Annotated in this window: 20 protein-coding genes; 7 read left to right on the forward strand and 13 right to left on the reverse strand. The window is 66.7% G+C overall.

Annotated features, from left to right (window positions below; all coding sequences use genetic code 11):
• The first annotated feature begins 10 nt into the window (after positions 1–10).
• From ACZ50Q_RS10040 to ACZ50Q_RS10050, 3 genes are all read left to right on the forward strand, one after another.
• Positions 11–469, forward strand: coding sequence for a DUF1178 family protein (locus ACZ50Q_RS10040; RefSeq protein WP_464081389.1), 459 nt, complete (start codon positions 11–13; stop codon positions 467–469).
• Between the two features lie 212 nt (positions 470–681).
• Entirely contained in the window at positions 682–1,761 is a 1,080-nt protein-coding gene (locus tag ACZ50Q_RS10045; protein WP_464081390.1) for a type IV toxin-antitoxin system AbiEi family antitoxin, read from the forward strand.
• A complete protein-coding gene (locus ACZ50Q_RS10050) occupies positions 1,761–2,669 on the forward strand; it encodes an antitoxin (protein WP_464081391.1) in 909 nt (302 codons plus the stop codon). The genes ACZ50Q_RS10045 and ACZ50Q_RS10050 overlap by 1 nt, the downstream gene beginning before the upstream one ends.
• 66 nt (positions 2,670–2,735) lie before the next feature.
• Here ACZ50Q_RS10050 and efp read toward each other — a convergent pair whose 3' ends face one another.
• From efp to ACZ50Q_RS10065, 3 genes are all read right to left on the reverse strand, one after another.
• Positions 2,736–3,296 (reverse strand): elongation factor P, encoded by a 561-nt coding sequence (gene efp, locus ACZ50Q_RS10055; RefSeq protein ID WP_006220534.1) that lies wholly within the window; start codon positions 3,294–3,296, stop codon positions 2,736–2,738.
• Between the two features lie 128 nt (positions 3,297–3,424).
• Positions 3,425–4,537: an elongation factor P maturation arginine rhamnosyltransferase EarP gene (gene earP, locus ACZ50Q_RS10060; protein WP_464081392.1), complete on the reverse strand. Its 1,113-nt coding sequence runs from the start codon at positions 4,535–4,537 to the stop codon at positions 3,425–3,427.
• 6 nt (positions 4,538–4,543) lie between these two features.
• Positions 4,544–5,746 carry a DUF2863 family protein gene (locus ACZ50Q_RS10065; RefSeq protein ID WP_092581372.1) on the reverse strand — a complete coding sequence of 401 codons (1,203 nt, stop codon included), beginning with the start codon at positions 5,744–5,746 and terminating at the stop codon, positions 4,544–4,546.
• A gap of 258 nt (positions 5,747–6,004) precedes the next feature.
• On the opposite strand from ACZ50Q_RS10065, the gene ACZ50Q_RS10070 reads away from it, so the two are divergent.
• A complete protein-coding gene (locus ACZ50Q_RS10070; RefSeq protein WP_092581371.1) occupies positions 6,005–6,778 on the forward strand; it encodes a DODA-type extradiol aromatic ring-opening family dioxygenase in 774 nt (257 codons plus the stop codon).
• 203 nt (positions 6,779–6,981) lie between these two features.
• Here ACZ50Q_RS10070 and acnA read toward each other — a convergent pair whose 3' ends face one another.
• Entirely contained in the window at positions 6,982–9,687 is a 2,706-nt protein-coding gene (acnA, locus tag ACZ50Q_RS10075; RefSeq protein ID WP_464081393.1) for an aconitate hydratase AcnA, read from the reverse strand.
• 248 nt (positions 9,688–9,935) lie between these two features.
• Entirely contained in the window at positions 9,936–10,844 is a 909-nt protein-coding gene (locus ACZ50Q_RS10080) for a LysR substrate-binding domain-containing protein (protein ID WP_464081394.1), read from the reverse strand.
• 147 nt (positions 10,845–10,991) lie between these two features.
• On the opposite strand from ACZ50Q_RS10080, the gene ACZ50Q_RS10085 reads away from it, so the two are divergent.
• Both ACZ50Q_RS10085 and ACZ50Q_RS10090 read left to right on the forward strand, forming a co-directional pair.
• Positions 10,992–11,930: a pirin family protein gene (locus ACZ50Q_RS10085; RefSeq protein WP_464081395.1), complete on the forward strand. Its 939-nt coding sequence runs from the start codon at positions 10,992–10,994 to the stop codon at positions 11,928–11,930.
• A 255-nt stretch (positions 11,931–12,185) separates the two neighbouring features.
• Positions 12,186–14,402, forward strand: a complete 2,217-nt coding sequence (locus ACZ50Q_RS10090) for a TonB-dependent receptor (RefSeq protein ID WP_464081396.1) — start codon at positions 12,186–12,188, stop codon at positions 14,400–14,402.
• Positions 14,403–14,494: 92 nt separating this feature from the next.
• Here ACZ50Q_RS10090 and ACZ50Q_RS10095 read toward each other — a convergent pair whose 3' ends face one another.
• The 4 genes from ACZ50Q_RS10095 to ACZ50Q_RS10110 all read right to left on the reverse strand — a co-directional run bounded on the left by ACZ50Q_RS10095 (position 14,495) and on the right by ACZ50Q_RS10110 (position 19,877).
• The gene (locus ACZ50Q_RS10095) at positions 14,495–15,091 is read right to left on the reverse strand and encodes a transglycosylase SLT domain-containing protein (RefSeq protein WP_092581366.1); all 597 of its coding nucleotides are present in this window, start codon (positions 15,089–15,091) and stop codon (positions 14,495–14,497) included.
• 205 nt (positions 15,092–15,296) lie between these two features.
• Entirely contained in the window at positions 15,297–17,888 is a 2,592-nt protein-coding gene (gene acnB, locus ACZ50Q_RS10100; protein WP_092581365.1) for a bifunctional aconitate hydratase 2/2-methylisocitrate dehydratase, read from the reverse strand.
• 218 nt (positions 17,889–18,106) lie between these two features.
• The gene (locus tag ACZ50Q_RS10105) at positions 18,107–19,009 is read right to left on the reverse strand and encodes an FxLYD domain-containing protein (protein ID WP_464081397.1); all 903 of its coding nucleotides are present in this window, start codon (positions 19,007–19,009) and stop codon (positions 18,107–18,109) included.
• Positions 18,999–19,877, reverse strand: a complete 879-nt coding sequence (locus tag ACZ50Q_RS10110) for an FxLYD domain-containing protein (protein ID WP_464081398.1) — start codon at positions 19,875–19,877, stop codon at positions 18,999–19,001. The genes ACZ50Q_RS10105 and ACZ50Q_RS10110 overlap by 11 nt, the downstream gene beginning before the upstream one ends.
• Before the next feature lie 343 nt (positions 19,878–20,220).
• Between ACZ50Q_RS10110 and ACZ50Q_RS10115 the strand changes: the two genes are divergently transcribed.
• Positions 20,221–20,985 carry a TSUP family transporter gene (locus ACZ50Q_RS10115; protein ID WP_464081399.1) on the forward strand — a complete coding sequence of 255 codons (765 nt, stop codon included), beginning with the start codon at positions 20,221–20,223 and terminating at the stop codon, positions 20,983–20,985.
• 78 nt (positions 20,986–21,063) lie between these two features.
• Here ACZ50Q_RS10115 and ACZ50Q_RS10120 read toward each other — a convergent pair whose 3' ends face one another.
• The 4 genes from ACZ50Q_RS10120 to ACZ50Q_RS10135 all read right to left on the reverse strand — a co-directional run bounded on the left by ACZ50Q_RS10120 (position 21,064) and on the right by ACZ50Q_RS10135 (position 24,915).
• Positions 21,064–21,504, reverse strand: coding sequence for a CBS domain-containing protein (locus tag ACZ50Q_RS10120; RefSeq protein WP_092581361.1), 441 nt, complete (start codon positions 21,502–21,504; stop codon positions 21,064–21,066).
• 129 nt (positions 21,505–21,633) lie between these two features.
• A complete protein-coding gene (locus ACZ50Q_RS10125) occupies positions 21,634–22,539 on the reverse strand; it encodes a LysR family transcriptional regulator (protein ID WP_076520143.1) in 906 nt (301 codons plus the stop codon).
• Between the two features lie 61 nt (positions 22,540–22,600).
• Positions 22,601–23,890, reverse strand: coding sequence for a CaiB/BaiF CoA transferase family protein (locus ACZ50Q_RS10130; RefSeq protein WP_464081400.1), 1,290 nt, complete (start codon positions 23,888–23,890; stop codon positions 22,601–22,603).
• A gap of 20 nt (positions 23,891–23,910) precedes the next feature.
• Positions 23,911–24,915, reverse strand: a complete 1,005-nt coding sequence (locus ACZ50Q_RS10135) for an acyl-CoA dehydrogenase family protein (protein WP_464081401.1) — start codon at positions 24,913–24,915, stop codon at positions 23,911–23,913.
• Between the last annotated feature and the right edge of the window lie 11 nt (positions 24,916–24,926).

The following is a 24,926-nucleotide window of genomic DNA, read 5'->3' on the forward strand; positions in this document are numbered from 1 at the left end:
TATTGATGCCATGGCCCTCAAAGTTTTTGACCTCCAGTGCGACCACAACCACGTCTTCGAAGGTTGGTTCGGCTCGCACGAAGACTACGACGCGCAACAGGCGCGTGGCCTCGTCACCTGTCCGGTCTGCGGATCGGCGACCATCACCAAACGCCTGTCCGCCCCGCGCCTGAACGTGGCGCACCTGCACGCGCCCGCCGCGCAGCCCGTCGTGCCCGCCGGCGCTTCGGACGCCGAAAAAATGGCCGCGCTCCAGGCCGCCGTCATGCGGCAGGTGCGCACGCTCATGCGCAACACGGAAAACGTCGGACCGCGCTTCGCCGAGGAAGCCCGTCGCATCCACGAAGGCGACGCCGACGACCGCCCCATCCGCGGCACCGCCACCCGCGAAGAACGCGAATCCCTGGCCGAAGACGGCATCGAGGTCATGGCCGTGCCGGATTTCCTGGACGACGAACGCCTGCAGTAGGGCGTCGGGCGTGGCAATCGGTCGCCTGGCCGCCAGCAGAACGCCACGTTCGATCCCCGGTCCCGCCAGACCCGTGAGACCTGCTTATCCACGGTTTCTTGGTTTTTCGCTGCTCAGCGAATATATGAATTTTGTCGAATATTCGCTATATTCCCGACATTCCCGTCATTCGTGACATTTCCGACGTGCATTGAGCAGAGATTACGGCCCTCATGACGAGATCTATCGTGGCGGGACAGGCGTTGATCGGACAGCTCCTGGAGTCACTCCAGGCGTTGCCTGACGTGCGCGTGGCGTCGACCCGGGCAGCACCTGAGGTGCAAGGCGCCAACCCTGTCGATGCCAGGATCGATCTGCAGGTCGCGGGCAAGTCGGTCGTTCTGCTGATCGAGGTCAAGAAGTCCGTCTATCCCCGGGATGCGCGTCAATGGCTGTGGCAATTGAGGTCGCTACAGCCGGGCCAAAACGCCGATGTCCAGCCTCTGCTGGTGGCGGAGTCGCTATCAAGTGGAGCGAAAGAACTGCTCAGAAGCGAGCGGGTCGGTTACTTCGATAGCGGCGGAAGCCTGTTCCTGCCGGCGGCGGGTGCCTTCATCTACATCGACAGGCCGGCGCCGAAGGTGCTGGACAAGTCGGTTCGGTCGCTGTTCTCGTCGCGGCGTGCCCAGGTCTTGCACGCCCTTCTGGACGATCACGATAAATGGTTTGGCGTTAACGACGTGGCCGGCCGTGCGCAGGTGGCGCCATCTACCGCCTCGGACGTGTTAAGTCAGCTGGAGCGGTTCGACTGGCTGGAGTCGCGTGGGCAAGGGCCCAATAAGACGCGCCATCTCCGCGAGCCGGCTGCGTTGCTCGATGCGTGGGCAAAGCAGGTCGCCACGCAGCCGGCGCCGGCGCAGCGCCGGTATTTTGTGCCCGCTCTGAAGTCCGATGCGTTGATCGAACGGCTCGCTCAGTCTTGCGATGCGCATCGGGTGGCTTACGCGGTGAGCTACGAAGCGGCTGCGCAGCGCTATGCGCCGTTCTTGTCCGGTATTTCCCAGGTGCGCGTTCGACTGCAGCCCGGACCTGGCGCCGAGTTGGCAATGGCCGAGCTGGGCGCGCGTGTCGTCAATGAAGGCGCGAACCTCGCGGTCATCGATTCGACGTCGGCCGGAGCGCTGCTTTTCCGGCGACACGTTGGCGATGTCTGGCTGGCCAGTCCGGTCCAGGTGTATCTCGATCTCCTGCAGGCAGAAGGCCGCGCCAAGGAAATGGCCCAGCACCTGCGCCAGGAGAGGATCGGTTTCTGATGGCAAAGCCCGCGACGTTGGACGGCTATAGCGACCAGTACACGACGGATTGCGAACGTCTCCTTGTGACGTTGCTGCGGGGACTGGGACCGTGGAAAGATTCGATCTATCTGATCGGGGGGCTGACGCCGCGATATCTCGTTGCGGCTCGTCCCCCGGTTGTGCCTGCGCACGCTGGAACGCTGGACGTGGACCTCGTGATCGACCTGCAGATCCTGGCCGACACCGATGCGTATCACACACTCGAAGACAACCTGAAGAAGATGGGCTTCGAGCGAGCCGAGAACGCCGCCGGTGCAAAGTTGTCCTGGCGGTGGCAGACCCGCACTGAACATGGCGCGCTGATGGTGTTGGAGTTGCTGGCGGACGCGCCGGAGATCGCCGGCGGCAAGGTACAGCCATTGCCGACCGATGGCACGATCTCTGCGTTGAACATTCCCTATTCGTCCATTGTTTTCGACCTTCATCAAGTCACCGAGATTCAGGCCGAACTATTGGGCGGCAATGGAATCGCCACAGAACGGATCAAGCATGCGAACCTGGTGAGCTTTACCTGTCTGAAGGTGTTTGCATTCGATCAGCGCTTCGAACGCAAGGATGCCCACGATCTGGTCTATTGCATCGAGCATGCGTCCGAAGGACTGGATGCCGTGGCTGCGGCGTTTCACAAGGAGCGCGAGGGCAGGCATAGGGGCGTTGTGGACGCCTCGTTGGCGATCCTGCGCAGTCGCTTCGCGAGCGATGCGACCGCCGAGGGTTATCGCAAGGACGGTCCCGTGTCGGTCGCCAAGTTCGAGTTGGGTGAGGGCGACCAGCCAGAGCAGCGCGAGGCAAGGATGTTGCGGCAGCGGCAGGCCAGCGACGTGATCGAACGGCTTCTTTCTCGAATCGGCCCGGCACTCACTTAGCGTGGCCGTCCGCCGGCCGAAAAAAAAGCCAGACCGCAAGGTCTGGCTTTTCTGTGCTGGGCCGGATCAGTTGTTGACGCGGCTGCGGTATTCGTTCGTGCGGGTGTCGATTTCGATCTTGTCGCCGATGGCGCAGAACAGCGGCACGTTCAGTTCGTAGCCGGTGTTGATCTTGGCCGGCTTGGTCACCTTGCCCGAAGTGTCGCCACGGACGGCGGGTTCGGTGTAGGTGATTTCGCGAACGATGGTGGTGGGCAGTTCAACCGAGATGGCGCGGCCGTCGTAGAAGACCACTTCCACGGGCATCGCTTCTTCCAGGTAGTTCAGGGCGTCGCCCATGCTTTCGGCTTCGATTTCGTACTGGTTGTACTCTTCGTCCATGAAGACGTACATCGGGTCGCCGAAGTAGGAATACGTGCATTCCTTGCGATCCAGTTGGACGACTTCGAACTTTTCGTCAGCCTTGTAGACCGATTCGCTGGCCGAGGCGGTCAGCAGGTTCTTGAACTTCAGCTTGACGACGGCCGCGTTGCGGCCCGACTTGTTGTATTCGGCCTTCTGGACCACGAGGGGATCCTTGCCGACCATGACCACGTTGCCGACTCGCAATTCCTGAGCGGTTTTCATCGATAAAACTCCGGGGGTGATGGGTGCGCTCGCCGTGTTAGCAAAAGCCGCAATGGACTTGTGCACACCCCGGGAGGCGTCATAGTTGAGGCCCGACAGATTCAGGGCAACTCAGAAAACTCTCTATTCTAGCGTTTCTTGGCCAACTCTGTGCAAAAAACAGCCAGATTTTCGGCCAGGCCGGGCAGCGCCGATTGGCAGGCGTCCCACTGGCGGGCGGCGTCGAGCCAGGCCTGCCACGCCGCCAGCGCCAGCGCGTCGGCGCAGGCTGCCGCGGTGCGGCCGGGCTGGGGCTGGTTCCAGGCCCGGATCAGCGCATGCGCCGGTTCCGGGGCCGGATAGCGGGCGAGCCAGGCGTCCAGCTTCTCCAGGTGGACGTTTTCTTCCTGGGGATAGATCTGCCAGACCAGCGGACGCGCGGCCCAGGCCGCGCGGACGAAGGAGTCTTCGCCGCGCACGAAATTGAGGTCGGCGCACCACAGCAGCCGGTCGTAGTCCGGCTGGGCGATGAAGGGCAGGCGGACCACGCGGGGCGCGCCGGGCGCTCCGCAGGCCGACTCCAGGGCCGGGGCCACGCCCTGCGGGACCAGCAGGACGGTCGGACGCGGGTCGGCCGCCAGGGCCTGGGCCAGTTCGGCGGCCGGGGCGGACGGGTAGCAAAACAGGGACACGGTGCGGGCGCCCGCCTGCCGCAGGGCGAGCGCATCTTCCGGCACACCCACCGCGCGCAGGAAGCTGTCCTGAAGCGGGGCCGACGCCTGCAACGCATCGCGTTCGGCCGACAGCCCGGGCTCGCGCAGCAGGCCGCCGGTGGCGGCCGTGAAGCCAGGAAAGAAGAAATGCTTTACCAGGCCGTCCGGCCGCTGCGACGGGAGCCCGTGGCAGCTTTCGACCCAGGATTCGGCGCTCAGGTATTCCAGGTTGATCCAGACCGGGTGGGTGCGGCGCATCGACTCGATGAAGGTCGCGGGCGGATCGCAGGCGAAGGCTTCGATCACCACGTCGCGCGCGCAGAGCGCCGGATCGGGCGCGTCGGTCCAGTGCAGGACGTCCACGCCGGCCAGCCGCTGGCGGGACGCCGTGGGGACCAGGCCGGGCTGGATGTGCGCGAAGCTTTCCAGGTCATCGACCCACAGGCGCACGTCCCAGCCGCAGTCGCGCGCAAGCTGGCGCGCCAGGCGCCAGCACACGCCGACGTCGCCGTAATTGTCGACGACGCGGCAGAAGATGTCCGCTTGCATGGCCGCTCAGTGAAACTGCGCGGGGGCCGCTTCGGCGTCCTCGGGCAATTCGGCATGCACCAGTTCGCCCAGGGGATTCGGGAAGTAGGGCGCGCCGCAGTCTTCGCAGTACTCGGGCGGCAGCACCCCGGGGATGCGGCGCACGTCGGTGACGCCGTATTCCTTGAGCAGGGCCGCGATTTCGTCGACCACGTCCGGCTGACCTTCGTCCATGACCACGTCTTCCTCGCGGCCGTACAGGGGCCAGACGCAGCCGTAGTACACGTCGTTGCTGTTGCGCGCCGTGAAGCCGATGCGGTATTCGTCGATACGGCCTTCGCCGCAGCCGGCCACGACCGCCCGCAGTTGCGAGGCTTCCAGGTTGACGGCGCCCTCCAGCCAGCTGACCGCCGCGCGCAGCGACAGCGGACGCACCTGGCGATCGGCTTCGCGGTTGCTGACGTAGTAGGCGTCTGGCAGCAGGGTTTCGAAGCCGCAGCCGGGCAGCAGGGCGGCCAGGGTGGGCTGCGCCTGGGCGGCCCATTGCGCGAGGCAGGCGTCGCGGCTTGCCTCGGCGTCGCCCACGTGTTCCTGCCAGCGGAAGATCGGTGCGCCTTCGGCCACGGCCACGGCGCCGACGATGTAGCGCGTGTCGGCCAGCATGTTGGCGGTCTCGGTGTCCGTGTTGAGCGCCGGCTTGGTGGTTTCTGCCCCCAGTGCCTGCGACCCCAGGCGCTGGAGCCATTGCCAGGTTTCGGAGAAGGTGCGCGGCATCTGGTCCACGCTGACCAGCACGGGCATCAGCGCGGTGCGGGCCGTGCTGGAAAGGACGTGTCCGTGCAGTTGCGCCAGCAGGGCTTGCTGGGCGCTGGCGGAAATGGGGCCGGTGGGAATGGCGTAGCGGGTCCAGGCGACGATGGGCGCGACGATCAGCAGCACGTCGTAACGGACGCCGTTTTTCTCGATCTTCATCGATTCGGACAGGGTTTCTGCCTGTTCGATCAAGACCTCGTAGGCGCCCACGTCGCTTTGGGCAAGGTGGTCCAGCGCCGCTTCGAGCGGGGCGTCCTGGCTTGCCTTGAGCAGCTTCGGAATCGCTTCGCCAAGCTGGGTCTCCCAGAACACGTCTTCGACACGGCTGCCCGAGCGGTTCAACGCCTGGGCAAGCGCGACCAGACGAGTGGCCTCACGGGTCATGCGGGGAGCGGATTGGCTGCGGGATCGGGCCATAACTTTCGGGGAACGTCCATTCAGTGTGTAACGACGTAGTTTAACGCCCGGCACCTGCGGCGGGGCGGCCGCCCATCCCATGGCGGATGGCGGGGGGGCTGGCCGGCTGGGTCGCCTCAATCGCGCGGCGGGCACTTGGCGCCTGATTGGTGCTGTATTGATGCTGTGTTGGCAACAGATTATCTCCGTGCCGGGGGTTTATTGCTGGATTGAATCGGCCGAAAATGATGGCATCGATACATTCCTGGAGGCACCGCCATGCGTTGGCCTACGCTTTTCGTTTCCCATGGTTCTCCGATGCTGGCCGTCGAACCCGGCAAGACCGGTCCGGCGCTCGCGGACTGGAGCGCCGCGCAGGGCCGCAAGCCCCGCGCCATCCTGGTGGTCTCGCCGCACTGGATGGGCGAGGGCCTGGCGCTGTCCACCCGCGACCAGCAAGTCGCCTGGCACGATTTTGGCGGCTTTCCGCCCGAACTCTACACGCTGCAATACGCCGCGCCGGGCTCGCCGGAACTGGCCGCGCGCGTGCAGGCCCTGCTGTCGCAATCCGGCATCGCGGCGGACCGGGATCCGCGGCGTCCGCTCGACCACGGCGCCTGGGTGCCGCTGCGATACCTGTATCCGGACGTGGACGTGCCCGTCGTGCAGCTTTCGCTGGACATGGGCCGCGATGCGGCCGGGCAGTTGGAACTGGGCCGCGCGCTCGCGCCCCTGCGCGACGAAGACATCCTGATCATCGGATCGGGGTCGCTGACGCACAACCTGCGCCACATCCGCATGCCGCAGAACGCGCCGGCGGTGGACTACGTGCCGGGCTTTCAGGCATGGTATGCCGAGAAGCTGGCCGGGCATGACGTGCCCGCGCTGCTGGACTGGCAGGCGCAGGCGCCGGGTGCCCTGCAGGCGCATCCGCACGACGACCACCTGATGCCGTTGTACGTGGCGCTGGGGGCGGGCGGGCCGGCGGCAACGCGACTGAACGATGAAGTGTCGTACGGCGCGCTGGCGATGGACGCTTATCAGTTCGATTGATCTTTGAATGGGTGTCTGACACCCGTGGAGATGCTGGGCAAGCTGACGGTCGTCTTTCCTAGGGGTGTCTGACACCCATGAGACGCTGGGCAAGCTGACGGTCATCTCTCCTGGGTGTCAGACACCGGGCAGTGCCATAAATGAAAAACGCCCCGGAACCGCAAGGTCCCGGGGCGCTTGTACTGCGCTGCAACCGTCGAGGATCAGGCCGCGAGCAACTGACGCAGCACGAAGGGCAGGATGCCGCCGTGCTGGTAGTAATCGACCTCGATCGGCGTGTCGATGCGCAGCAGCACGGTCACGTCCTGTTTGGAGCCGTCCTTGCGCGTGATCGTCAGCGTCACGTCCTGCATCGGCTTGATGCCGTTTTCCAGGCCGGAGATGTCGTACGTTTCTTCGCCGGTGATGCCCAGCGACTGGACGCTGTCGCCGCCCTTGAACTGCAGGGGCAGCACGCCCATGCCCACCAGGTTGCTGCGGTGAATGCGCTCGAAGCTGCGGGCGATGACGGCCTTGACGCCCAGCAGTTGGGTGCCCTTGGCGGCCCAGTCGCGCGAGGAGCCGGTGCCGTACTCTTCGCCGCCGAACACCACGGTGGGGGTGCCGGCAGCCACGTACTTCATGGCCGCGTCGTAGATCGACATCTGTTCGCCGGTGGGCTGGAACAGGGTCTCGCCGCCTTCGAAGCGGCTGCCGTCGGGCAGCGACGGGATCATGAGGTTCTTGATGCGCACGTTGGCGAAGGTGCCGCGCATCATGATTTCATGGTTGCCGCGACGCGAACCGTAGCTGTTGAAGTCGGCCTTCATGACGCCGTGCTCCTTCAGCCACTTGCCCGCGGGCGAGGTTTCCTTGATGGAACCGGCCGGCGAGATGTGGTCGGTGGTGACCGAGTCGCCGAAGACGCCCAGCGCGCGCGCGCCCTTGACCGTGGGCATCGCGCCCGGGGTCATGCCGAAGCCTTCGAAGAAGGGCGGTTCGGCGATGTACGTGGAATCGGGCCAGTTGTAGGTATCGCCCGTGACACCCTTGATGTTTTCCCAGAGCTTGCCGGGATTGCTCTTGACCTGGCCGTAGTTGGCCTCGAAGGCTTCGGGATCCAGCGCGTACTTCAGCAGGGCGTTGATTTCCTCGGTGGTCGGCCAGATGTTGCCCAGCCACACGTCGCCGTTCTTGCCGCGGCCGACCGGTTCGGTCATCAGGTCGCGCGTGACGGTGCCAGCCAGCGCATAGGCCACGACCAGCGGCGGCGAGGCCAGGAAGTTGGCCTTGATGTTCGGATGGATGCGGGCCTCGAAGTTGCGGTTGCCCGACAGCACGGCCGAGCAGATCAGGTCGTTGCTGGTGATGGCTTCGTTCAGGTCCGGGGTGAGGTCGCCCGCGTTGCCGATGCAGGTCGTGCAGCCATAGGCCGCCACGTCGAAGCCCAGCTTTTCAAGGTACGGCAGCAGGCCGGTCTTGGTCAGGTACTCGGTGACCACGCGGGAGCCAGGCGCCAGCGAGGTCTTGATGTGCTTGGGCACGGTCAGGCCGGCTTCCACGGCCTTCTTGGCCAAGAGGCCGGCCGCCAGCAGGACGCTGGGGTTGGACGTGTTGGTGCAGGACGTGATGGCGGCGATCAGGATGTCGCCGTTCTTGATCTTGGTGCCGGCGCTGGTGGTGAAGGTCTGGTCCAGCTTTTCGGCGGGCTGGTTGAAGCCGTTTTCCGCAACCGGCTTGGAGAACAGGTCGATGAAGGTGTTCTTGACGTTGCCGATTTCGATGCGGTCCTGCGGGCGCTTGGGGCCGGCCAGCGAGGGCGCGACGGTGGCCAGGTCCAGCGTCAGCAGCTTGGTGAAATTGATGTCCTGCGCCGAGGGAATGCCGAACATCTTCTGCGCCTTGAAGTAGGCTTCGAAGGCGGCGATTTCCTCTTCGGTGCGGCCGGTGCCGCGGAAGTAGTCGATGGTGCGTTCGTCGACCGGGAAAAAGCCCATGGTCGCGCCGTATTCCGGCGCCATGTTGCCGATGGTGGCGCGTTCGGCCACGGTCAGGCTGGCGGTGCCTTCGCCGCAGAATTCGACGAACTTGCCCACGACCTTTTCACGCCGCAGCATTTCGGTGATGGTCAGCACCAGGTCGGTGGCGGTGACGCCGCCGCGCAACTGGCCCTTGAGCTCGACACCCACCACGTCGGGCGTCAGGAAGTAGACGGGCTGGCCCAGCATGCCGGCTTCGGCTTCGATGCCGCCCACGCCCCAGCCGACCACGCCGATGCCGTTGATCATGGTGGTGTGGCTGTCGGTGCCCACCAGCGAGTCGGGGTAGTAGACGTTGTTCTGCTTGTCCTGGTGCACGCCGCGCGCCAGGTATTCCAGGTTGACCTGGTGAACGATGCCGAAGCCCGGGGGCACGACGCCGAAGGTGTCGAACGCCTGCATGCCCCACTTCATGAACTGGTAGCGCTCTTGGTTGCGCTTGAACTCCAGCTTCATGTTCAGGTCCAGCGCGTTCTTGGTGCCGAAGTAGTCGATCATGACCGAGTGGTCCACCACCAGGTCCACGGGCACAAGGGGCTCGATGCTCTTGGGGCTCTTGCCCATCTTGTCGGCCACCGAACGCATGGCGGCGATGTCGGCCAGCAGCGGCACACCGGTGAAATCCTGCAGCACGACCCGGGCGACCACAAAGGGAATTTCATCTTCGCGCTTGGCGTTGGCCTGCCAGTTGGCGAGCTGCCGGACGTGTTCTTCAGTGACCTTCTTGCCGTCGCAGTTGCGCAGCACGGACTCCAGCACGATGCGGATGGAGACCGGCAGCCGCTGCACGTCGATGCCGAGCGATTTGCCCAGCGCCGGCAGCGAGTAGTACTGACAGGACTTGTTGCCGATCTTGAAATTCTTGAGTGTGTCTAGGGTGTTGTGCGGCATGATGGACTCCGTGGTTTTGCCCAGCTGAAGGCGGCATTTTCAAGCGTTTCGGCGCGTTTGTCATTGTCTCAGGGACAAGTTTGCCGAGGGGCTATATCTTGGTTTGTGTCTTATATCTTATATAAGACTTGTCTGGCGCGTCAAAGTTCCGGCCCTTGGTTTCGCGCCGGCCAGGCCCGGATACGGCGAAGCCCCTACTTTGGCGGACGCGCGCAAAGCCTGCAATACCCCGTGTCCGCAATCGGGGCTCAGGCCAGGCGCGCGGGAAGCTCCGCCGCCGCATATTCCAGGAAGCGCCGCAGCGCCAGCGGCTCGCCGCCGCGCGCCGGCATGACGGCGTGGATGCGTGCGGGCGGCGCGACCCAGGCGGGCAGGACCTGCGCGAGTTCGCCCGAGTCCAATTGGGCGGCGCACAGGTAGCGGGGCACCAGCGCCACGCCCAGGCCCGCGCAGGCCATCGCCCTCAGGGCGTCCATGTTGCTGCTCAGGCACCGCGGCTGGAATTCCACGGACTCGGTCTCACCCGACGGGCCCGTGAAGCGCCACGTCCGCGGGCCGTCCTGCGTGGCGAGCGCCAGGAGGGGCATTGCCGCCAGATCGCGGGGATGCCGGGGCGCGGCGGCTGCCATGGTCGGATTGCAGACCAGCACCAAGGGCGCTGGCGCGACTTCGTGCGCGTTCAGCCGCGAGTCGGTCAGGGACGACGCCTGGGCGCGGAATGCGAGGTCATAGCCTTCGGCGATCAGGTCGATGATCTGATCCCGCGTGTCCAGCAGCACGCGCACGTTGGGGTGGGCGAGACAAAACCGCGCCACGAGGCCGCCGAGCACGGTCACCGCCAGGGGCGAGGGGGCGGTGATGCGCAGAAAGCCGGCGGGCGCGTCGCCCACGGTCGCAGCCAGGTCATAGACGGTGCGCGCTTCCCGGGCCAGGGCCTGCGCATGGGCGTAGACCTGCTCGCCCATCGGCGTCAGCGAGACGCGGCGCGTGTTGCGCTGGAGCAGCCGCAGTCCCAGCCGGGTTTCCAGGTCCGCAACCCGGCGGCTGAGCTTGGAACGTTGCATATTCAACACACGTGCGGCTGCGGAAAAGCCGCCTTTTTCGACGACTTCATTGAATAAAAGCAGGTCATCGACGCGGTGAATGTAGGTAGGCATACAGCGTTTTAATAGGGAAAACGGGGCGGAATCGTGGCAATTGTCCTGTCGGACAGGACAATTATTCCTGAAATCAGCGTCTACTGTCCGATTGTGGGAACGCATAAGCTGTGGCCGCATTCAGCCATTACTCAGGTAGCGTTTTTTTTGACTCTTAAGCTCAGCGCCGTTGTCCCCGGCGCCATCAAGTCCCAGGGCGACTCGTGCGAGATCCGGCAGTTTCGCCATACCGATTTTTCGACGAGCGTGTCGCCGGTCGTGCTGGTGGACCATTTCGTCATGACGGGGCCGGCATTTGGCCCGCACTCGCATGCGGGCATCAGCGCGGCAACGCTGCTGCTGGATGACAGCACGGGCGTCCTGCAGAACCTGGAGGGCGCCGCGGACAGCCGCGACATCCGCGCGGGCGACCTGTACTGGGCGCAGACGGGGCGCGGCCTCGTGCATGCGCAGCGTCCCGTGGGAGAAGCCAGGCTGCACGGTCTGCAGATTTTCATGGACCTGCCGGGTGATCTGAAATCGCAGGCGCCCTCGACTTCGCTGCTGCGCACCGCGGAGATTCCCGTGATCCAGAGCCCTTCCGGGCGCATACGCGTGGTATCGGGCCAGCACGGGGAAAGCGAGTCGCCGCTGCGAACGCCCGCGCCGCTGCTGATCCTGGACGGCCAATTGCGCCCCGGGGCGACCACGCTGGTGCCGTTGCAGCCAGGCTGGAACGCCTGGATCACCGCGATCCACGGCGATCTGGGCGTGCGCGCCAGGCATTGCCGCCGGGGCGCGAATCCCTTGCCCAAGGTGGCGGGCGGCGATCCGGATTTCGCGGTGGTCCGGACGGGCTGGGCAGTGGCCGCCACCGCGCAGCCGGACGGCGAAGAAGGGGTGCTGCTGCTGATGGCGGGATGCGCGCCTTCGCACTTCGTGCTGATCGCGGGCCCGGCGGTCGACCTTCCCGCCGCGGGCCAGGGCATGCCGGCGCAGCAGGGACTGGGGTCGCTGGAGCAGGCGTTGGCGGCTTACCAGGCCGAAGAGGCGCAAGCGCAAGCCGAGATCCAGGCCGAACTGGAGCGCGAGGACGCGGCGGCCTAGCGGTTCGGGCGGCGGGCGCCGCATCCGCCCGCCGGAGCATTGTGTTGTCATGCCGCAACGGGCGAGGGCTGTTTCTTCATAAAAGAATCAATGAGAACGATTCTCTTTTGGTAACATCTGCGGCGTTAGACCTCAAGACCCCAGGGCGAACGGGCTTTGCTGGCGCCGGTTCTTCCGGACGCCACGTCGGTTCAGCGCGGGATTTTGCGGATCTGCCCCGCAACGCGGATCCACTCCGCCCTACCGCGTCCCGTTATGAAAATTCGAACTCTTGCATGCATGGCAGCCGCGCTGCCGTGCTTCGGCGCCGTCCACGCCCAGACCGCACCCCAGACCCCATCCGCCACGACCACCAGCCCGGTGACCTCGATGGACGCCATCCGCGTCGAGGCCAGCGCGGATGCGTCGGCCGGTGGCCTGTCGGCGCCCTTCGCGGGCGGGCAGGTGGCGCGCGGCGGCCGTGTCGGCATTCTGGGCACGGAAGATTTCATGAACACGCCGTTCAGCGTCACTAGCTATACGAACGAACTGATCCAGGACCGTCAGGCCAAGAGCGTGGGGGATGTGCTGCAGAACGACGCGGGCGTGCGCGTGGCGCGCGGCTTCGGCAATTTCCAGGAGTCGTACTTCATTCGCGGCTTCATCCTGAGCTCCGACGATGTGGCCTACAACGGCCTGTACAGCCTGCTGCCGCGCCAGTACATCGCTACCGAGCTGTTCGAGCGCGTGGAAGTGCTGCGCGGCGCGACGGCGTTCCTGACGGGCGCGACGCCCGGCGGCGGCGGTATTGGCGGTGTGATCAACCTGGTACCCAAGCGCGCGCCCAACGAACCACTCACCCGCGTGACCACGGGTGTGTCGAGCGGCGGCCAGTTCCTGTTGTCGACCGACATCGCCCGCCGCTTCGGCCCGGACGACAGCACCGGCATTCGCCTGAACGCAGCGCAGCGCAGCGGCGACACGGGCATCGACGATGAGCATTCCCGCACCAGCGTGGTGTCGCTGGGACTGGACTGGCGGTCGGCGAATACGCGCCTGTCGGCCGACATCGGCTGGCAGGAAAACAAGCTCAAGCGCCCGCGTCCGAACGTGACCCTGGGCGCGGGCGTCACGACGGTGCCCGACGCCCCGGACGCCAGCTCCAATTACGCGCAGCCCTGGTCTTATTCCAATGAGCGCGACGTCTTCGGCACCGTGCGCGCCGAACACGATTTCAGCGACAAGCTGACGGTATATGGCGCCTTCGGCATGCGCCGCAGCGACGAAGCCAACTCGTTGGGCAACATCACGCTCACCAATGGCAGCACCGGCGACGGGACCTTCTACCGCTTCGACAACACGCGCGAAGACAGCGTCAACACCGGTGAATTGGGCCTGCGCGCCAAGGCGCAGACCGGCCCCGTGGGCCACGAGATCGTCGTGTCCGCCTCCTTCTTCGACCTGAAGAAGAAGAACGCGTACGTGATGGACTTTCGCAACACGTTCCCCACGAACATCTACGATCCGATTTCCTACGACAAGCCTGCCTTCAGCGCTTCCGCGCTGCGCGGCAACGACCTGGACAACCCCGCGCTGCAGGGCCGCACGCGCCTGAGCAGCTACGCCATCGGCGACACGATGTCCTTCCTGGACGATAAGGTGCTGTTCACGGCCGGTATCCGCCATCAACGCATGTCGCAGCGCGACTACGCGTACAACACCGGCAATGAAAGCGGCGCCTACGACGCCAGCCACAACTCGCCGGCGTTTGGCCTGGTGGTCAAGGTCGCGCCCAGCGTTTCGCTGTACGCCAACTACATCGAAGCCCTGGTCGCCGGTCCGACCGCGCCCGCGACGGCAGGCGGCAAGCCGGTGCCCAACGTGGGCCAGAGCCTGCCGCCCTTCGTGTCCAAGCAGAAGGAAGTCGGCGTGAAGTTTGAACGGGAAGGCCTGGGCGCCGGCCTGGCGTACTTCTCGACGGACAAGCCGCGCGCGGCCTACAACGCCAACAACGAGCTGACCAATTCGGGCAAGGACCGCCACCAGGGCGTGGAACTGACCGTGTTCGGCGAGCCCGTGCGCAGCGTGCGCCTGCTGGGCGGCCTGACGTGGCTGGACGCCAAGCAGGTTTCGACCGGCACGGCCTCGCTGGACGGCAACCGCGTGATCGGCGTGCCGCGCTTCCAGGCGAACATGGGCGTGGAATGGGATATCCCGGGCGTGGAAGGCCTGGCGATCGATGGCCGCGTGGTCTACACGGGGTCGTCCTATGCGAATGACGCCAACACGCTCAAGGTGCCCGGCTGGACGCGCTTTGACGCCGGTCTGCGCTACATGATGGACGTGGACGGCCACGTCGTGACCCTGCGTGCCCGCGTGGACAACATCGCCAACCGCAACTACTGGTCGTCGGTGGGCGGTTATCCGGGCAACGGCTATCTCGTCCTGGGCGGCCCGCGCACGTTCTCGCTGTCGGCCAGCATGGACTTCTGATCGACGCGGGCCTGGCCCGCACGCATCATCGCTCCACCGATCCCGGCCCCGCGCCGGGATTTTTTTGCGTCGTCAGCGGGGAGAGGCGCGCCTCACCACAACCATCCGCCGCGCGACAGGCTGGCTTCGCAGCTCTTGTACTGCGCCGTGAACTTCTCGGCGCGCGCCTGCACCTTTTGCGACACGGTCTTCAACCACGCCTTGCGGTCGTAGCTGCGGTTGCGGTAGCCGGTCCAGCCTTCGTGGTAGTTCAGGTACTGCCCGTAGGCGTCCCATTTCGAGATGCCGTTGATGCGCTGGGTCTTGGTCATGTACCAGCCCATGAAGTCCAGCGCGTCGGCAAAGTTGTCGCGGCTGGACGTCCAGCCGCCCGCTTCGCGCTTGTAGTCGGCCCAGGTTTCATCCTTGGCCTGCGCATACCCATACGCCGAGCTCACGCGGCCCCACGGGATGATGCCCAGGAAGTAATAGCGCGGCGGCAGCGCGTCATGCTTGAAGGAGGACTCCTGATACATCATGGCGATGGGCACCGGCACCGGCGCGCCCCATTTCTTCTGCACGTTCAGCGCCGCGTCGTGCCATTCCGGCTTTTCGCGGAAGATGGCGCAGATATTGTCGGGATTCGAAGGCGGCGCGGTGGCGCAGCCGGCTAGCGTCAGCAACAGCGTCGGCGGCAATAGCCGGATCATTGGCAGGCTTCCTCCAGGAAAAATGCGCCAGGGCTTCCCCGGCCATGGCGGCCGAGTCGCGGCCGCGTGCGGAGATTGTATTGAAACGTTTCGTTATACAGGCCGCGCGCCGACCCTAAATGCCCGGACAGAGGCAAAAAAAACGGCCCCGGGCGATTGCACCGGGGCCGTCGTCAGGCCGTCAGGCCTGCGATGCGCGCAGCGATCAGACTTCGATCACGTCGGCAACATCCTTGTAGTCGGCGATCTTGTCGAAGTTCAGGTACTGGTAGATCTGGTCGCCGCTCTTGTTGATGACGCCCATGTCGGCCATGTACTCGTCCTTGGTCGGGATGCGGCCAAGCTTGGAGCAGATGGCGGCCAGTTCCGCCGAACCCAGGTACACGTTGGTGTTCTTGCCCAGGCGGTTCGGGAAGTTGCGGGTGCTGGTCGACATGACGGTGGCGCCTTCACGCACCTGCGCCTGGTTGCCCATGCAAAGCGAGCAGCCCGGCATTTCCGTGCGGGCGCCGGCGGTGCCGAAGACGCCGTAGTGGCCTTCCTCGGTCAGTTGCGTGGCGTCCATCTTGGTCGGGGGAGCGACCCACAGCTTGACCGGGATGTCGCGCTTGCCTTCGAGCAGCTTGGAGGCGGCGCGGAAGTGGCCGATGTTGGTCATGCAGCTGCCGATGAACACTTCGTCGATCTTGGCGCCGGCGACTTCCGACAGCGTCTTGACGTCGTCGGGGTCGTTCGGGCAGGCCACGATGGGCTCGTGCACGTCGGCCAGGTCGATCTCGATGACGGCGGCGTATTCGGCGTCGGCGTCCGGTTCCAGCAGCTTGGGATCGGCCAGCCAGGCTTCCATGGCCTTGATGCGGCGGCCCAGCGTGCGCTCGTCTTCGTAGCCGTTGGCGATCATCCACTTGAGCATCACGATGTTGCTGTTGATGTACTCGATGATCGGTTCCTTGTTCAGACGCACCGAGCAGCCGGCGGCCGAACGTTCGGCGGAAGCGTCCGACAGTTCAAAGGCTTGTTCGACCTTCAGGTCGGGCAGGCCTTCGATTTCGAGGATGCGGCCGGAGAAGATGTTCTTCTTGCCCTGCTTGGCAACGGTCAGCAGGCCTTGCTTGATGGCGTACAGCGGAATGGCGTTGACCAGGTCGCGCAGGGTGACGCCGGGTTGCAGCTTGCCCTTGAAGCGGACCAGCACCGATTCCGGCATGTCCAGCGGCATGACGCCGGTGGCGGCGGCGAAGGCCACCAGGCCCGAGCCGGCGGGGAAGGAGATGCCGATGGGGAAGCGGGTGTGCGAGTCGCCGCCGGTGCCGACGGTGTCGGGCAGCAGCATGCGGTTCAGCCACGAGTGGATCACGCCGTCGCCGGGGCGCAGCGACACGCCGCCACGGGTGCTGATGAATTCAGGCAGCGTGTGGTGCGTCTTGACGTCCACGGGCTTGGGGTAGGCGGCGGTGTGGCAGAACGACTGCATCACCAGGTCGGCCGAGAAGCCCAGGCAGGCCAGGTCTTTGAGTTCGTCGCGGGTCATGGGGCCGGTGGTGTCCTGGCTGCCGACCGAGGTCATCTTCGGTTCGCAGTAGGTGCCCGGGCGGATGCCGCGGCCTTCCGGCAGGCCGCAGGCGCGGCCGACCATCTTCTGGGCCAGCGTGAAGCCGCGGCCGGAGTCGACCGGGTCCTTGGGCAGGCGGAACAGCGTGGACGGCGCCAGGCCGAGGGCCTCGCGCGCCTTGGCGGTCAGGCCGCGGCCGATGATCAGCGGAATGCGGCCGCCGGCGCGCACTTCGTCGAACAGCACGTCGGACTTGACTTCGAATTCGGCGATGACTTCACCGTTCTTGAGCGCCTTGCCTTCATAGGGACGCAGCTCGACCACGTCGCCCATTTCCATCTTGGACACGTCGAGTTCGATCGGCAGGGCGCCGGCGTCTTCCATCGTGTTGTAGAAGATCGGGGCGATCTTGTTGCCCAGGCACACGCCGCCAAAGCGCTTGTTCGGGACGAAGGGGATGTCTTCGCCGGTGAACCACAGCACCGAGTTGGTGGCCGACTTGCGCGAGGAGCCGGTGCCGACCACGTCGCCCACGTAGGCGACCAGGTGGCCCTTTTCCTTCAGGGATTCGATGAACTTGACCGGGCCGCGCTTGCCGTCTTCTTCGGGTTCGAATGCGGCGCCGTCGCGCTTGTTCTTGAGCATCGCCAGCGCGTGCATGGGGATGTCGGGACGGGTGGTGGCGTCGGGGGCGGGCGACAGGTCGTCGGTGTTGGTTTCACCGGGGACCTTGAAGACCGTGATGGTCAGGCTTTCCGGCAGTTCCGGACGGCTGGTGAACCATTCGGCGTCGGCCCAGCTTTGCATCACGGACTTGGCGTTGGCGTTGCCCTTGTCGGCCTTTTCCTTGACGTCGTGGAAGGCGTCGAACATCAACAGGGTCTTCTTGAGCGCATCGGCGGCGATGGTGCCGATTTCCGCATCGTCCAGCAGTTCGACCAGCGGGCCAATGTTGTAGCCGCCGAGCATCGTGCCCAGCAGTTCCGTCGCCTTGGCACGGCTGATCAGCGCACAAGCTTCCTTGCCCAGGGCCACGGCGGCCAGGTAGGAAGCCTTGACCTTGGCGGCGTCATCCACGCCGGCCGGCACGCGATGCGTCAGCAGTTCGACCAGGTTCTGTTCTTCGCCGGCGGGCGGGTTCTTCAGCAGTTCGATCAGTTCGGCGGTTTGTTTGGCCGTAAGGGGCAGCGGGGGAATCCCCAGAGCCGCGCGTTCGGCAACGTGTTGGCGGTAAGTATCCAGCATGTGAGGCCTGCTCAAAGTCGGGTTGGAAGAAGGGTTGTCGGCCGGAATTGTAGAAGCAAGTGGGGGCGGCAAGCAAATGTCTTATATCTTATATAAGACTTGCTCGTTGCCGCTGTTGCTCGGGGGCGACGGCGCGGCCAGAGGCGCCGCGCAAAACGGCGGCCGCGCGGGCCGCCGGGGGATCAGGGCGTCCTGACCGATTGGGGGCGGCCGGCCGCTCAGGGCGTGCTGGCGTCGTAGACCACGCCCACGCGGGCGAAATTGCCCCCGTACTGCTTGACGTCGACCTCGAACGGCGCGCTGTCGCCGGGCGGCAGGCGCGGCAGCCGCAGCTCCTTGAACGTGGCGCCTGTGATCTGGTCCTGGGCGTCGTACAGGCTGACCCACACGCGCACGGTGTCGACGTCGTCGGCGCTGTCGTTGCGAACCCGGCCGTGGACGGTCACGTACTTGTAACGGAAGCGGTAGCTGAAGTTCAGCGTGCCGGTGCCGATGCCGGCCTCGGTGTTTTCCACCGTCACGGCAAGCGCGGGGCGGGGGCCGGGCAGGGCCGCGCGCTTGGCCGGCAGCCAGTTCGTCTTGACTTCCGAATAGCGTTCCACGCGCCCGGTCAGCGCCACCGGCACGCGCTCGCCGGGGTACAGGTGGGTGGGCAGGGACCAGGACTGGCGCAGGTCGAGCTGGCGCGACCCGTCGAACACCGCGATCTCGGCGCGGGGCGACAGGGCAACGTACCGGTCGCTGGTGTTGACCAGTTCCGCATACAGGACCGGACGCTCGATTTCGTCGAGCAACCGGCGCGGCGCCGACAGCTTGAGCGCGGCGGCATCGAACAGGGCGAAATCCGGGTCCAGCAGCTCTTCGGTGGTCAGGCGCACGTGGCCGATGACGCGCGTATTGGCGGGGCTGACGCGCACGATGCGGCTGGCGGGCGGCTCGGCCGCCGGCGGTGCGGCGCTGGCCGTGACCGCGGCCCCGGACGGCTGGCGCGCGGGCCCGAGGGCCGTGTACTTCCAGGCGGCGTATCCGCCGGCGGCAAACAGGATCAGCGCCAGGCCGGCCAGGGCGGGCCGCGCCAGGCGCCGGGTCGTGCCGGGGGCAGCGTTCTGGTCAGCTTTCACTTTGCACCATGTAGTCGTAGGAGGCCACCTCGCCGTCGCGCAGCATCTCGCAGCGCACGTCGAAGGACGTCAGCGCGTCCGGGGCCAGGGGGCTGGCCGTGGCGTAGCCGTTGCCCGTGCCGATCAGCCTGCCGTCGGCGCCGTACAGCATCACGGTGATCTGCGTGCTGCCGGCCGGGCTGGCCCCCCGGTTGCGAATCAGGCCGACCAGACGGTAAGTGCCGTCATTGCGGACCAGTTGCACCTTGCTGGCGGCCACGTCATTGTTCCTGCCGCGGGCGGGCGACGGCGTGCCGACCTGCAGGTCGTAGCGGCTGAACGCCTTGGCGGGCGCGGCGATCGTCATGGGGGTGTATTCGCCCGGCTCCAGCGAGCGGGCGGGCGCCGAGCCGGATACCGTCGCCAGCGACAGGTCGCCCTGGAAGAACGACGCCGTGACGCGCGGCACGTCGATCTTCCGGCCGGTCTCGTTGCGCACCATCATGACCAGTTGCGTGCGGCCGCGCGCCTTGATTTCCTGGACGTCGGTCAGCTTGACCCGCGCGGCGTCGATGGGCGGTTCCGCGCTGCGGCCGGGCGAGGGCGCCGGGCGCGAGCCCAGCAACCCGACGGCCAGGGGAACCAGGACGCCGGCCACGATCGCCACCGAGATCGCCGCGACCGCGATGGGCTTCATGGGCGCGGAACGCGGCCTCTGGATGTTGCGCAGGATCTTTTCCAGCCGCTGCGCGACGTTGTCTTCGACCAGCGTGACCGCGTGGCAGTGGCTGCACTGGTATTCGTTGGTGTCCAGCTTGGTGAACTGGGCGCTGCCGCAGGTGGAGCAGGTCAGCGTCACCGTGTTGATCGTGGTCTGTTTGGGCGTCATTCTCGCGGGGCGGGCGTGCGGTCCCCAGGCGCGGGCCGGGATGGCGCGGCGGGGGCGGGCATGTCGGGCTAGCCGGGCGGCAAGGATAGCGGCGTCCCGCTGTGGACGCGGTGCGGGAGCGCATCAACTTGTGACCAAATGTGTGCAATCGCCCCGTCCGTGCAACCCCGACGCGGGGGCAAGGGGGCCTTGCGGTCGGCCCCTGCGGCCAGTGCTATGATGCCCGGCGTCAAAAATCCGTTAACCCGTTAACCCGTTAACCCGTTACCACGCCGTCTCCCGTCGATCCGCTCACTGCCGCCCTGGCGCGCAGCCGGGCCGAGCCGAGGTCTGGCTCCCCCGCATGAGCATCTATCAACATCTGCTGTTTCTGGCTTGCGTGGCGCTTGCCACCTATGCGCAGACGATGACCGGCTTTGCGTTCGGCTTGGTGCTGCTGGGCCTGTCGGGCGTGTTCCAGCTTGCCACCGTGTCCGAAGTGGCCAACGTGGTCAGCGTGCTGTCGCTGGCGAATGCCGCCGTGACGCTGCTGCGCGCCCGGCCGCAAGTGAACTGGTCCTTGCTGACGCCGGCCGCGATCAGCAGCCTGGCGGGTGTCGGGGTGGGCGTGGCCGCGTTGACGTGGATCAGCGGGTCCATGGCGGTGTTGCTGCAGTTGCTCCTGGGCATCACCATCCTGGCTTGCGCCATTTTGCTCGTGGCCCGCACCCAGCCGCTGGCGCAGCTTTCCTCCCGCGCTTCCAGCGTGTTCTTCGGCGGCGTGTCGGGGGTGCTGGGCGGGCTTTTTTCCAGCGCCGGCCCGCCCATGGTCTATCACCTGTACCGCCAGCCGCTGCCGCTGGCCACCATCCGCAACAGCCTGCTCATCCTGTTCTCGCTCAACGCCACGGTGCGCCTGGCGCTAGTGACGGGGCAGGGGGCTTTCACGGCGTCGTCGTTCTGGCTGAGCCTGCAGGCGTTGCCGATCGTCATCGGAGTGACGTGGTTTGCGCGGCGCTACAGCACCGAGAATTCGATGAAGACCGTCAAGCGCATGGTGTTCTTCCTGCTGCTGGCCGCCGGCCTGGGCCTGATCGTGCCGGCGTCGAGGATCTTGACGGCGGGCTAGGTGCGGCGGGGCCCGGCGGGACGCGCAGAGGCGTGCGCCGCCGGCCTTCATGCAGGCAACACGCCAGGCAACACCCCGTCAGCCGCGTTCGCCCGTGATGTAGCGCTCGAGTTCGTGGATGATGAATTTCTGCTCGCTCATCACGTCCTTGACCAGGTCGCCAATGGACAGCAGACCGATGAGCTTGTCGTTCTCGATGACCGGAAGATGGCGAAAGTGCCGTTCGGTCATCATGGCCATACAGTGTTCCCGCGTATCTGTCGGGCTGACGTAATACACCGAGTCGGTCATGATGTCGCGCACCTTGGTCGTGCGCGATGACCGGTCCTGCAGCACGATCTTGCGCGCGTAATCGCGTTCGGTCAGCATGCCCAGCACCACCTCGCCTTCCACCACCACCACCGCCCCGATGCTGCGGTCGGCCATCGTCTTGACGGCGTCGAACACCGACGAGTCCGGCGACACCGTCACGACGGCGTGATTGGCTTTTTCCCTGAGAAGCTCAGCAACTGTCTTCACGATGTGCTCCCGAATCGGTGACGAGGTTCGAACGTCCGCCCCGGCGCCGGACCGGAAATCCGGCCGGTTGCCGCCGCGTGACCATGCTCCATCCTAAGCCTGCCCGCGGCATTGCCGCAAGCGGGGCGGCTATTTCGGGTTTTTGTCGCGAAACGCCAGCCCGGCCATTTCGCGCAGATTGCGCGTGGCGCTGCGCTCGGTGGCGGGATTCCAGGCCAGCGAAATGCCGATGGATGCCCCGGCGGGGAAGTCGGCGAGCGCCTTGTAGACCACGCCGGTGCCGGGATGGCGCCGGCCCCCCGCGGGCACCAGCGCCACGCCCAGTCCGCTCTCGACCAGGCTCAGCAGGGTCTGCACCTGCACCGCCTCCTGCGTGATGCGCGGGGTGAAGCCACGCAACTGGCAGGCATTGATCGCCGCCATGCGCAGTCCCGCGGCTTCGGTGGCCGTGTACATGATGAACGGCTCCTGCGCCAGATCGGTCAGGCGCACGCGGCTGCGCCGCGCCAGCGGGTGCGCTTTGGGCACGGCGAGCGCGAAGGTCTCGGTCGTCAGCGGCGACAGCCGCACGCTCGATCCCATCGCCACCGGCACGCGCACGATGCCGACTTCCAGCGTGTCTTCCTCCAGTTCCTGCATGATGCGGATCGATGTGGCCTCGCGCAGCACCACCGTGACGCCCGGATAGCGTTCGCGAAAGCGCGGCAGGATGCGCGGCAGCACGTCGTGCGTGGCCGACCCCACGAATCCGATGCGCACCGTGCCGCCTTCGCCTGCCGCCCCGGCGCGGGCGGCAAGCCGGAACTGCTCGGCATGGAAGAGGGCGCGGCGCGCCTCATCCAGCGCGGCCAGCCCGGCCTCCGTGAGCTTGACGCCCTGGCGGCCGCGCACGAACAGCGCCGCACCCACCTGCGCTTCGAGCTTGCGGATCGACACCGACAGCGGCGGCTGCGACATATGCAGTTTTTCCGCGGCGCGATGGAAGTTCAGCGTTTCGGCAAGGACGAGGAACTGCTGGAGATGGCGCAAATCCATGGCGGAATTCCAGGCGGGGAAGACGCCGCATGATACGGCGGGGCGGCGGATCCCGATCGGGTCAGGCGATGGCGCCTTGCGCGCGCAGGCGGTCCAGCGCGGCGTCGTCCAGCGCCAGCACGCGCGCCAGCACCGCGTCGGTGTGTTCGCCCAGGCGCGGCGGCGCGGCCGGTTCGCGCGGCGGCGTGCCGAGCAGGCGCAGGGGCGAGCGCAACAGGCGCAGCGTGCCATGGCGGGCGTCCGGCGTGTCGGCCACCAGCCCGCGCGCGGCGATCTCGGGCGCATCCAGCGCCTCGTCCACGCTGCGCACCGCGCCAGCCGGAATGCTGGCCGCGCGCACGGTCCGCAGCCAATGCGCGGTGTCCTCGCCGGCGAAGATGCGTTCCAGCTCCGGGATCAGCCGCTCGCGGTGCAGCACGCGCGCGCGGCTGGTGGCATAGGCTGGATCGTCGCGCCATTCCGGCCGGCCGACCAGGTCGCAAAGCCGGGCGAACTGCGCATCGTTGCCCACCGCCAGGGCGAACGAGCCGTCGCGGGTCGCGAAGATCTGGTAGGGCACGACCGTGGGGTGCGCGTTGCCCAGCCGGCGCGGCGTCTGACCCGCGGCCAGATAGCCCGCGCCGACATTGGCCAGCACGGACACCGCGCCGTCCAGCAGCGCCAGGTCGATGTGCTGCCCGCGCCCGCGCCCGCTGCGCGCACGCGCCAGCAGGGCGGCCAGGATCGCCTGTACGCCGTTCATGCCGGTGACGAGATCCGTGATGGCCACGCCCAGCTTCATCGGCGCGCCGCCCGGCTCGCCGGTGATCGACATCAGTCCGCTTTCGGCCTGGATCACGAAGTCGTAACCCGGCTCGTCCGCGCGCGGCCCGGTCCTGCCGTAGCCGCTGATCGAGCAATACACGAGGCCCGGGTTGAGCGCAGACAGGTCTTCATAGCCCAGGCCAAAGGCGTCCAGGGCGCCGAGCCGGTAGTTCTCGACGAGCACGTCGGCCTCGCGCGCCAGCTCGCGCACGAGGCGCTGGCCTTCCGGGTGCTTCAGGTTGACGGCGATCGACGCCTTGCTGCGGTTGGCGCACATGAAGTAGGTGGATTCGCCATCGACGTCGGGGGGCGACCAGCCGCGCGTGTCGTCGCCCTGGCCGGGCGCTTCGATCTTCCAGATTTCGGCGCCCAGGTCGGCCAGCGTCTGGGTGCACCAGGGACCGGCCAGCACGCGGCTCAGGTCCAGCACGCGGACGCCGGACAGCGGCAGGTCGCCGCGCGGGTCCTGGCCCAGGTCCTGGCCCAGGTCCACGCCGATGTTCAGGCCCATTTCGTCGCGCATTTCGTCCCGAATTTTGTCGCGCATCTCGCCACCTATCTCCGCCCTCATTGCGCTTCCTTGGCGTACAGCGCCGTGCGCAGGTAGGTCAGCGCGTCCGCGTTGCTGGCCAGGGCATCGGCGCCGATGCGTTCGTGCCAATGGGATTCCGATCCGGCCGCAAGACGCCATGCACGCAACCGGCGCGTGTAAAGCTGCAAGTCGTATTCCTCGGTGACGCCGATGGCGCCGTGCACGGCGTGCGCGATGTCGGCGACCAGCGGTACGGCCTGGCTGGCGCGGGCCTTGCCCAGCGCCGCGAGCAGGGGGCGCGGCAGGCCGTCCTCGCCCTGGAAGGCCAGTTGCGCCGCCATGCGCGCGGCCCACACCTGTTCGGCCATGACGCTGATCTGTTGCTGCACCGCCTGGAAGCGTCCGATGGGCTTGCCGAACTGGGCGCGATGGTTGGCGTAGTCCAGCGTCATCGTCAGCACCCGGTCCATGGCGCCGGCGATGAGGCCCGCGCAGGCGGCCGCCGCCAGCGTGTCCAGCGGCGCGGCGCCGTCGATGCGCTCGGCATCGGCCCGCGCCCAGGAAACCTGCGCGTCCAGGCTGCCGTGCACCCCGTCGGGCTCCACGCGCGCCGCCTGCATGGGCAGCAGCCAGGCCTGGCCATCGATGCCGGCCAGTACGTAATCGGCGCAGCGTGCCCAGGGCACGCTGAGGCCGGCGATGCGCTGGCCGTCGATCGCGAGGCCGTGCGGGGCGAGCGCGACGGCGCCCGACGCCTGCGGCCGCCGCGCGCGGGCGAGCCAGGCGCGGGCCAGCAGGGTGTGGGCGATGGGATAGGGGCACAGGTGCTGGCCGGCCGCCAGCACGATGGGCAGGGCGTCGGCCAGGCCCAGTCCGGCGCCGCCCTGTTCCTCAGGCACCAGCGCAGCCGCGAAGCCGGCGTCCTCGCAGGCCTGCCAGGCGGCGGCCTGCGGCTGGCCCTGCTCGGCGCCGCGGATCACGTCCGGCGTGCAGGTCTGGGCGAAGAGGCGTTCGGCGGCGTCGCCAAAAATGTTGTCCATGACGGTCGTCC

It is taken from the genome of Achromobacter sp. T5-5, from assembly GCF_055397965.1.

What these genes read in the sequence shown, in the direction of transcription:
- efp (WP_006220534.1), bottom strand. Translation starts at nt 3,296, where the DNA reads ATGAAAACCGCTCAGGAATTGCGAGTCGGCAACGTGGTCATGGTCGGC.
- ACZ50Q_RS10095 (WP_092581366.1), bottom strand. Translation starts at nt 15,091, where the DNA reads ATGATCCGGCTATTGCCGCCGACGCTGTTGCTGACGCTAGCCGGCTGC.
- ACZ50Q_RS10065 (WP_092581372.1), bottom strand. Translation starts at nt 5,746, where the DNA reads ATGGCCCGATCCCGCAGCCAATCCGCTCCCCGCATGACCCGTGAGGCC.
- acnB (WP_092581365.1), bottom strand. Translation starts at nt 17,888, where the DNA reads ATGCTGGATACTTACCGCCAACACGTTGCCGAACGCGCGGCTCTGGGG.
- ACZ50Q_RS10070 (WP_092581371.1), top strand. Translation starts at nt 6,005, where the DNA reads ATGCGTTGGCCTACGCTTTTCGTTTCCCATGGTTCTCCGATGCTGGCC.
- ACZ50Q_RS10040 (WP_464081389.1), top strand. Translation starts at nt 11, where the DNA reads ATGGCCCTCAAAGTTTTTGACCTCCAGTGCGACCACAACCACGTCTTC.
- ACZ50Q_RS10135 (WP_464081401.1), bottom strand. Translation starts at nt 24,915, where the DNA reads ATGGACAACATTTTTGGCGACGCCGCCGAACGCCTCTTCGCCCAGACC.
- acnA (WP_464081393.1), bottom strand. Translation starts at nt 9,687, where the DNA reads ATGCCGCACAACACCCTAGACACACTCAAGAATTTCAAGATCGGCAAC.
- ACZ50Q_RS10090 (WP_464081396.1), top strand. Translation starts at nt 12,186, where the DNA reads ATGAAAATTCGAACTCTTGCATGCATGGCAGCCGCGCTGCCGTGCTTC.
- ACZ50Q_RS10130 (WP_464081400.1), bottom strand. Translation starts at nt 23,890, where the DNA reads ATGCGCGACAAAATTCGGGACGAAATGCGCGACGAAATGGGCCTGAAC.
- ACZ50Q_RS10050 (WP_464081391.1), top strand. Translation starts at nt 1,761, where the DNA reads ATGGCAAAGCCCGCGACGTTGGACGGCTATAGCGACCAGTACACGACG.
- ACZ50Q_RS10110 (WP_464081398.1), bottom strand. Translation starts at nt 19,877, where the DNA reads ATGACGCCCAAACAGACCACGATCAACACGGTGACGCTGACCTGCTCC.
- ACZ50Q_RS10125 (WP_076520143.1), bottom strand. Translation starts at nt 22,539, where the DNA reads ATGGATTTGCGCCATCTCCAGCAGTTCCTCGTCCTTGCCGAAACGCTG.
- ACZ50Q_RS10115 (WP_464081399.1), top strand. Translation starts at nt 20,221, where the DNA reads ATGAGCATCTATCAACATCTGCTGTTTCTGGCTTGCGTGGCGCTTGCC.
- ACZ50Q_RS10045 (WP_464081390.1), top strand. Translation starts at nt 682, where the DNA reads ATGACGAGATCTATCGTGGCGGGACAGGCGTTGATCGGACAGCTCCTG.
- earP (WP_464081392.1), bottom strand. Translation starts at nt 4,537, where the DNA reads ATGCAAGCGGACATCTTCTGCCGCGTCGTCGACAATTACGGCGACGTC.
- ACZ50Q_RS10080 (WP_464081394.1), bottom strand. Translation starts at nt 10,844, where the DNA reads ATGCCTACCTACATTCACCGCGTCGATGACCTGCTTTTATTCAATGAA.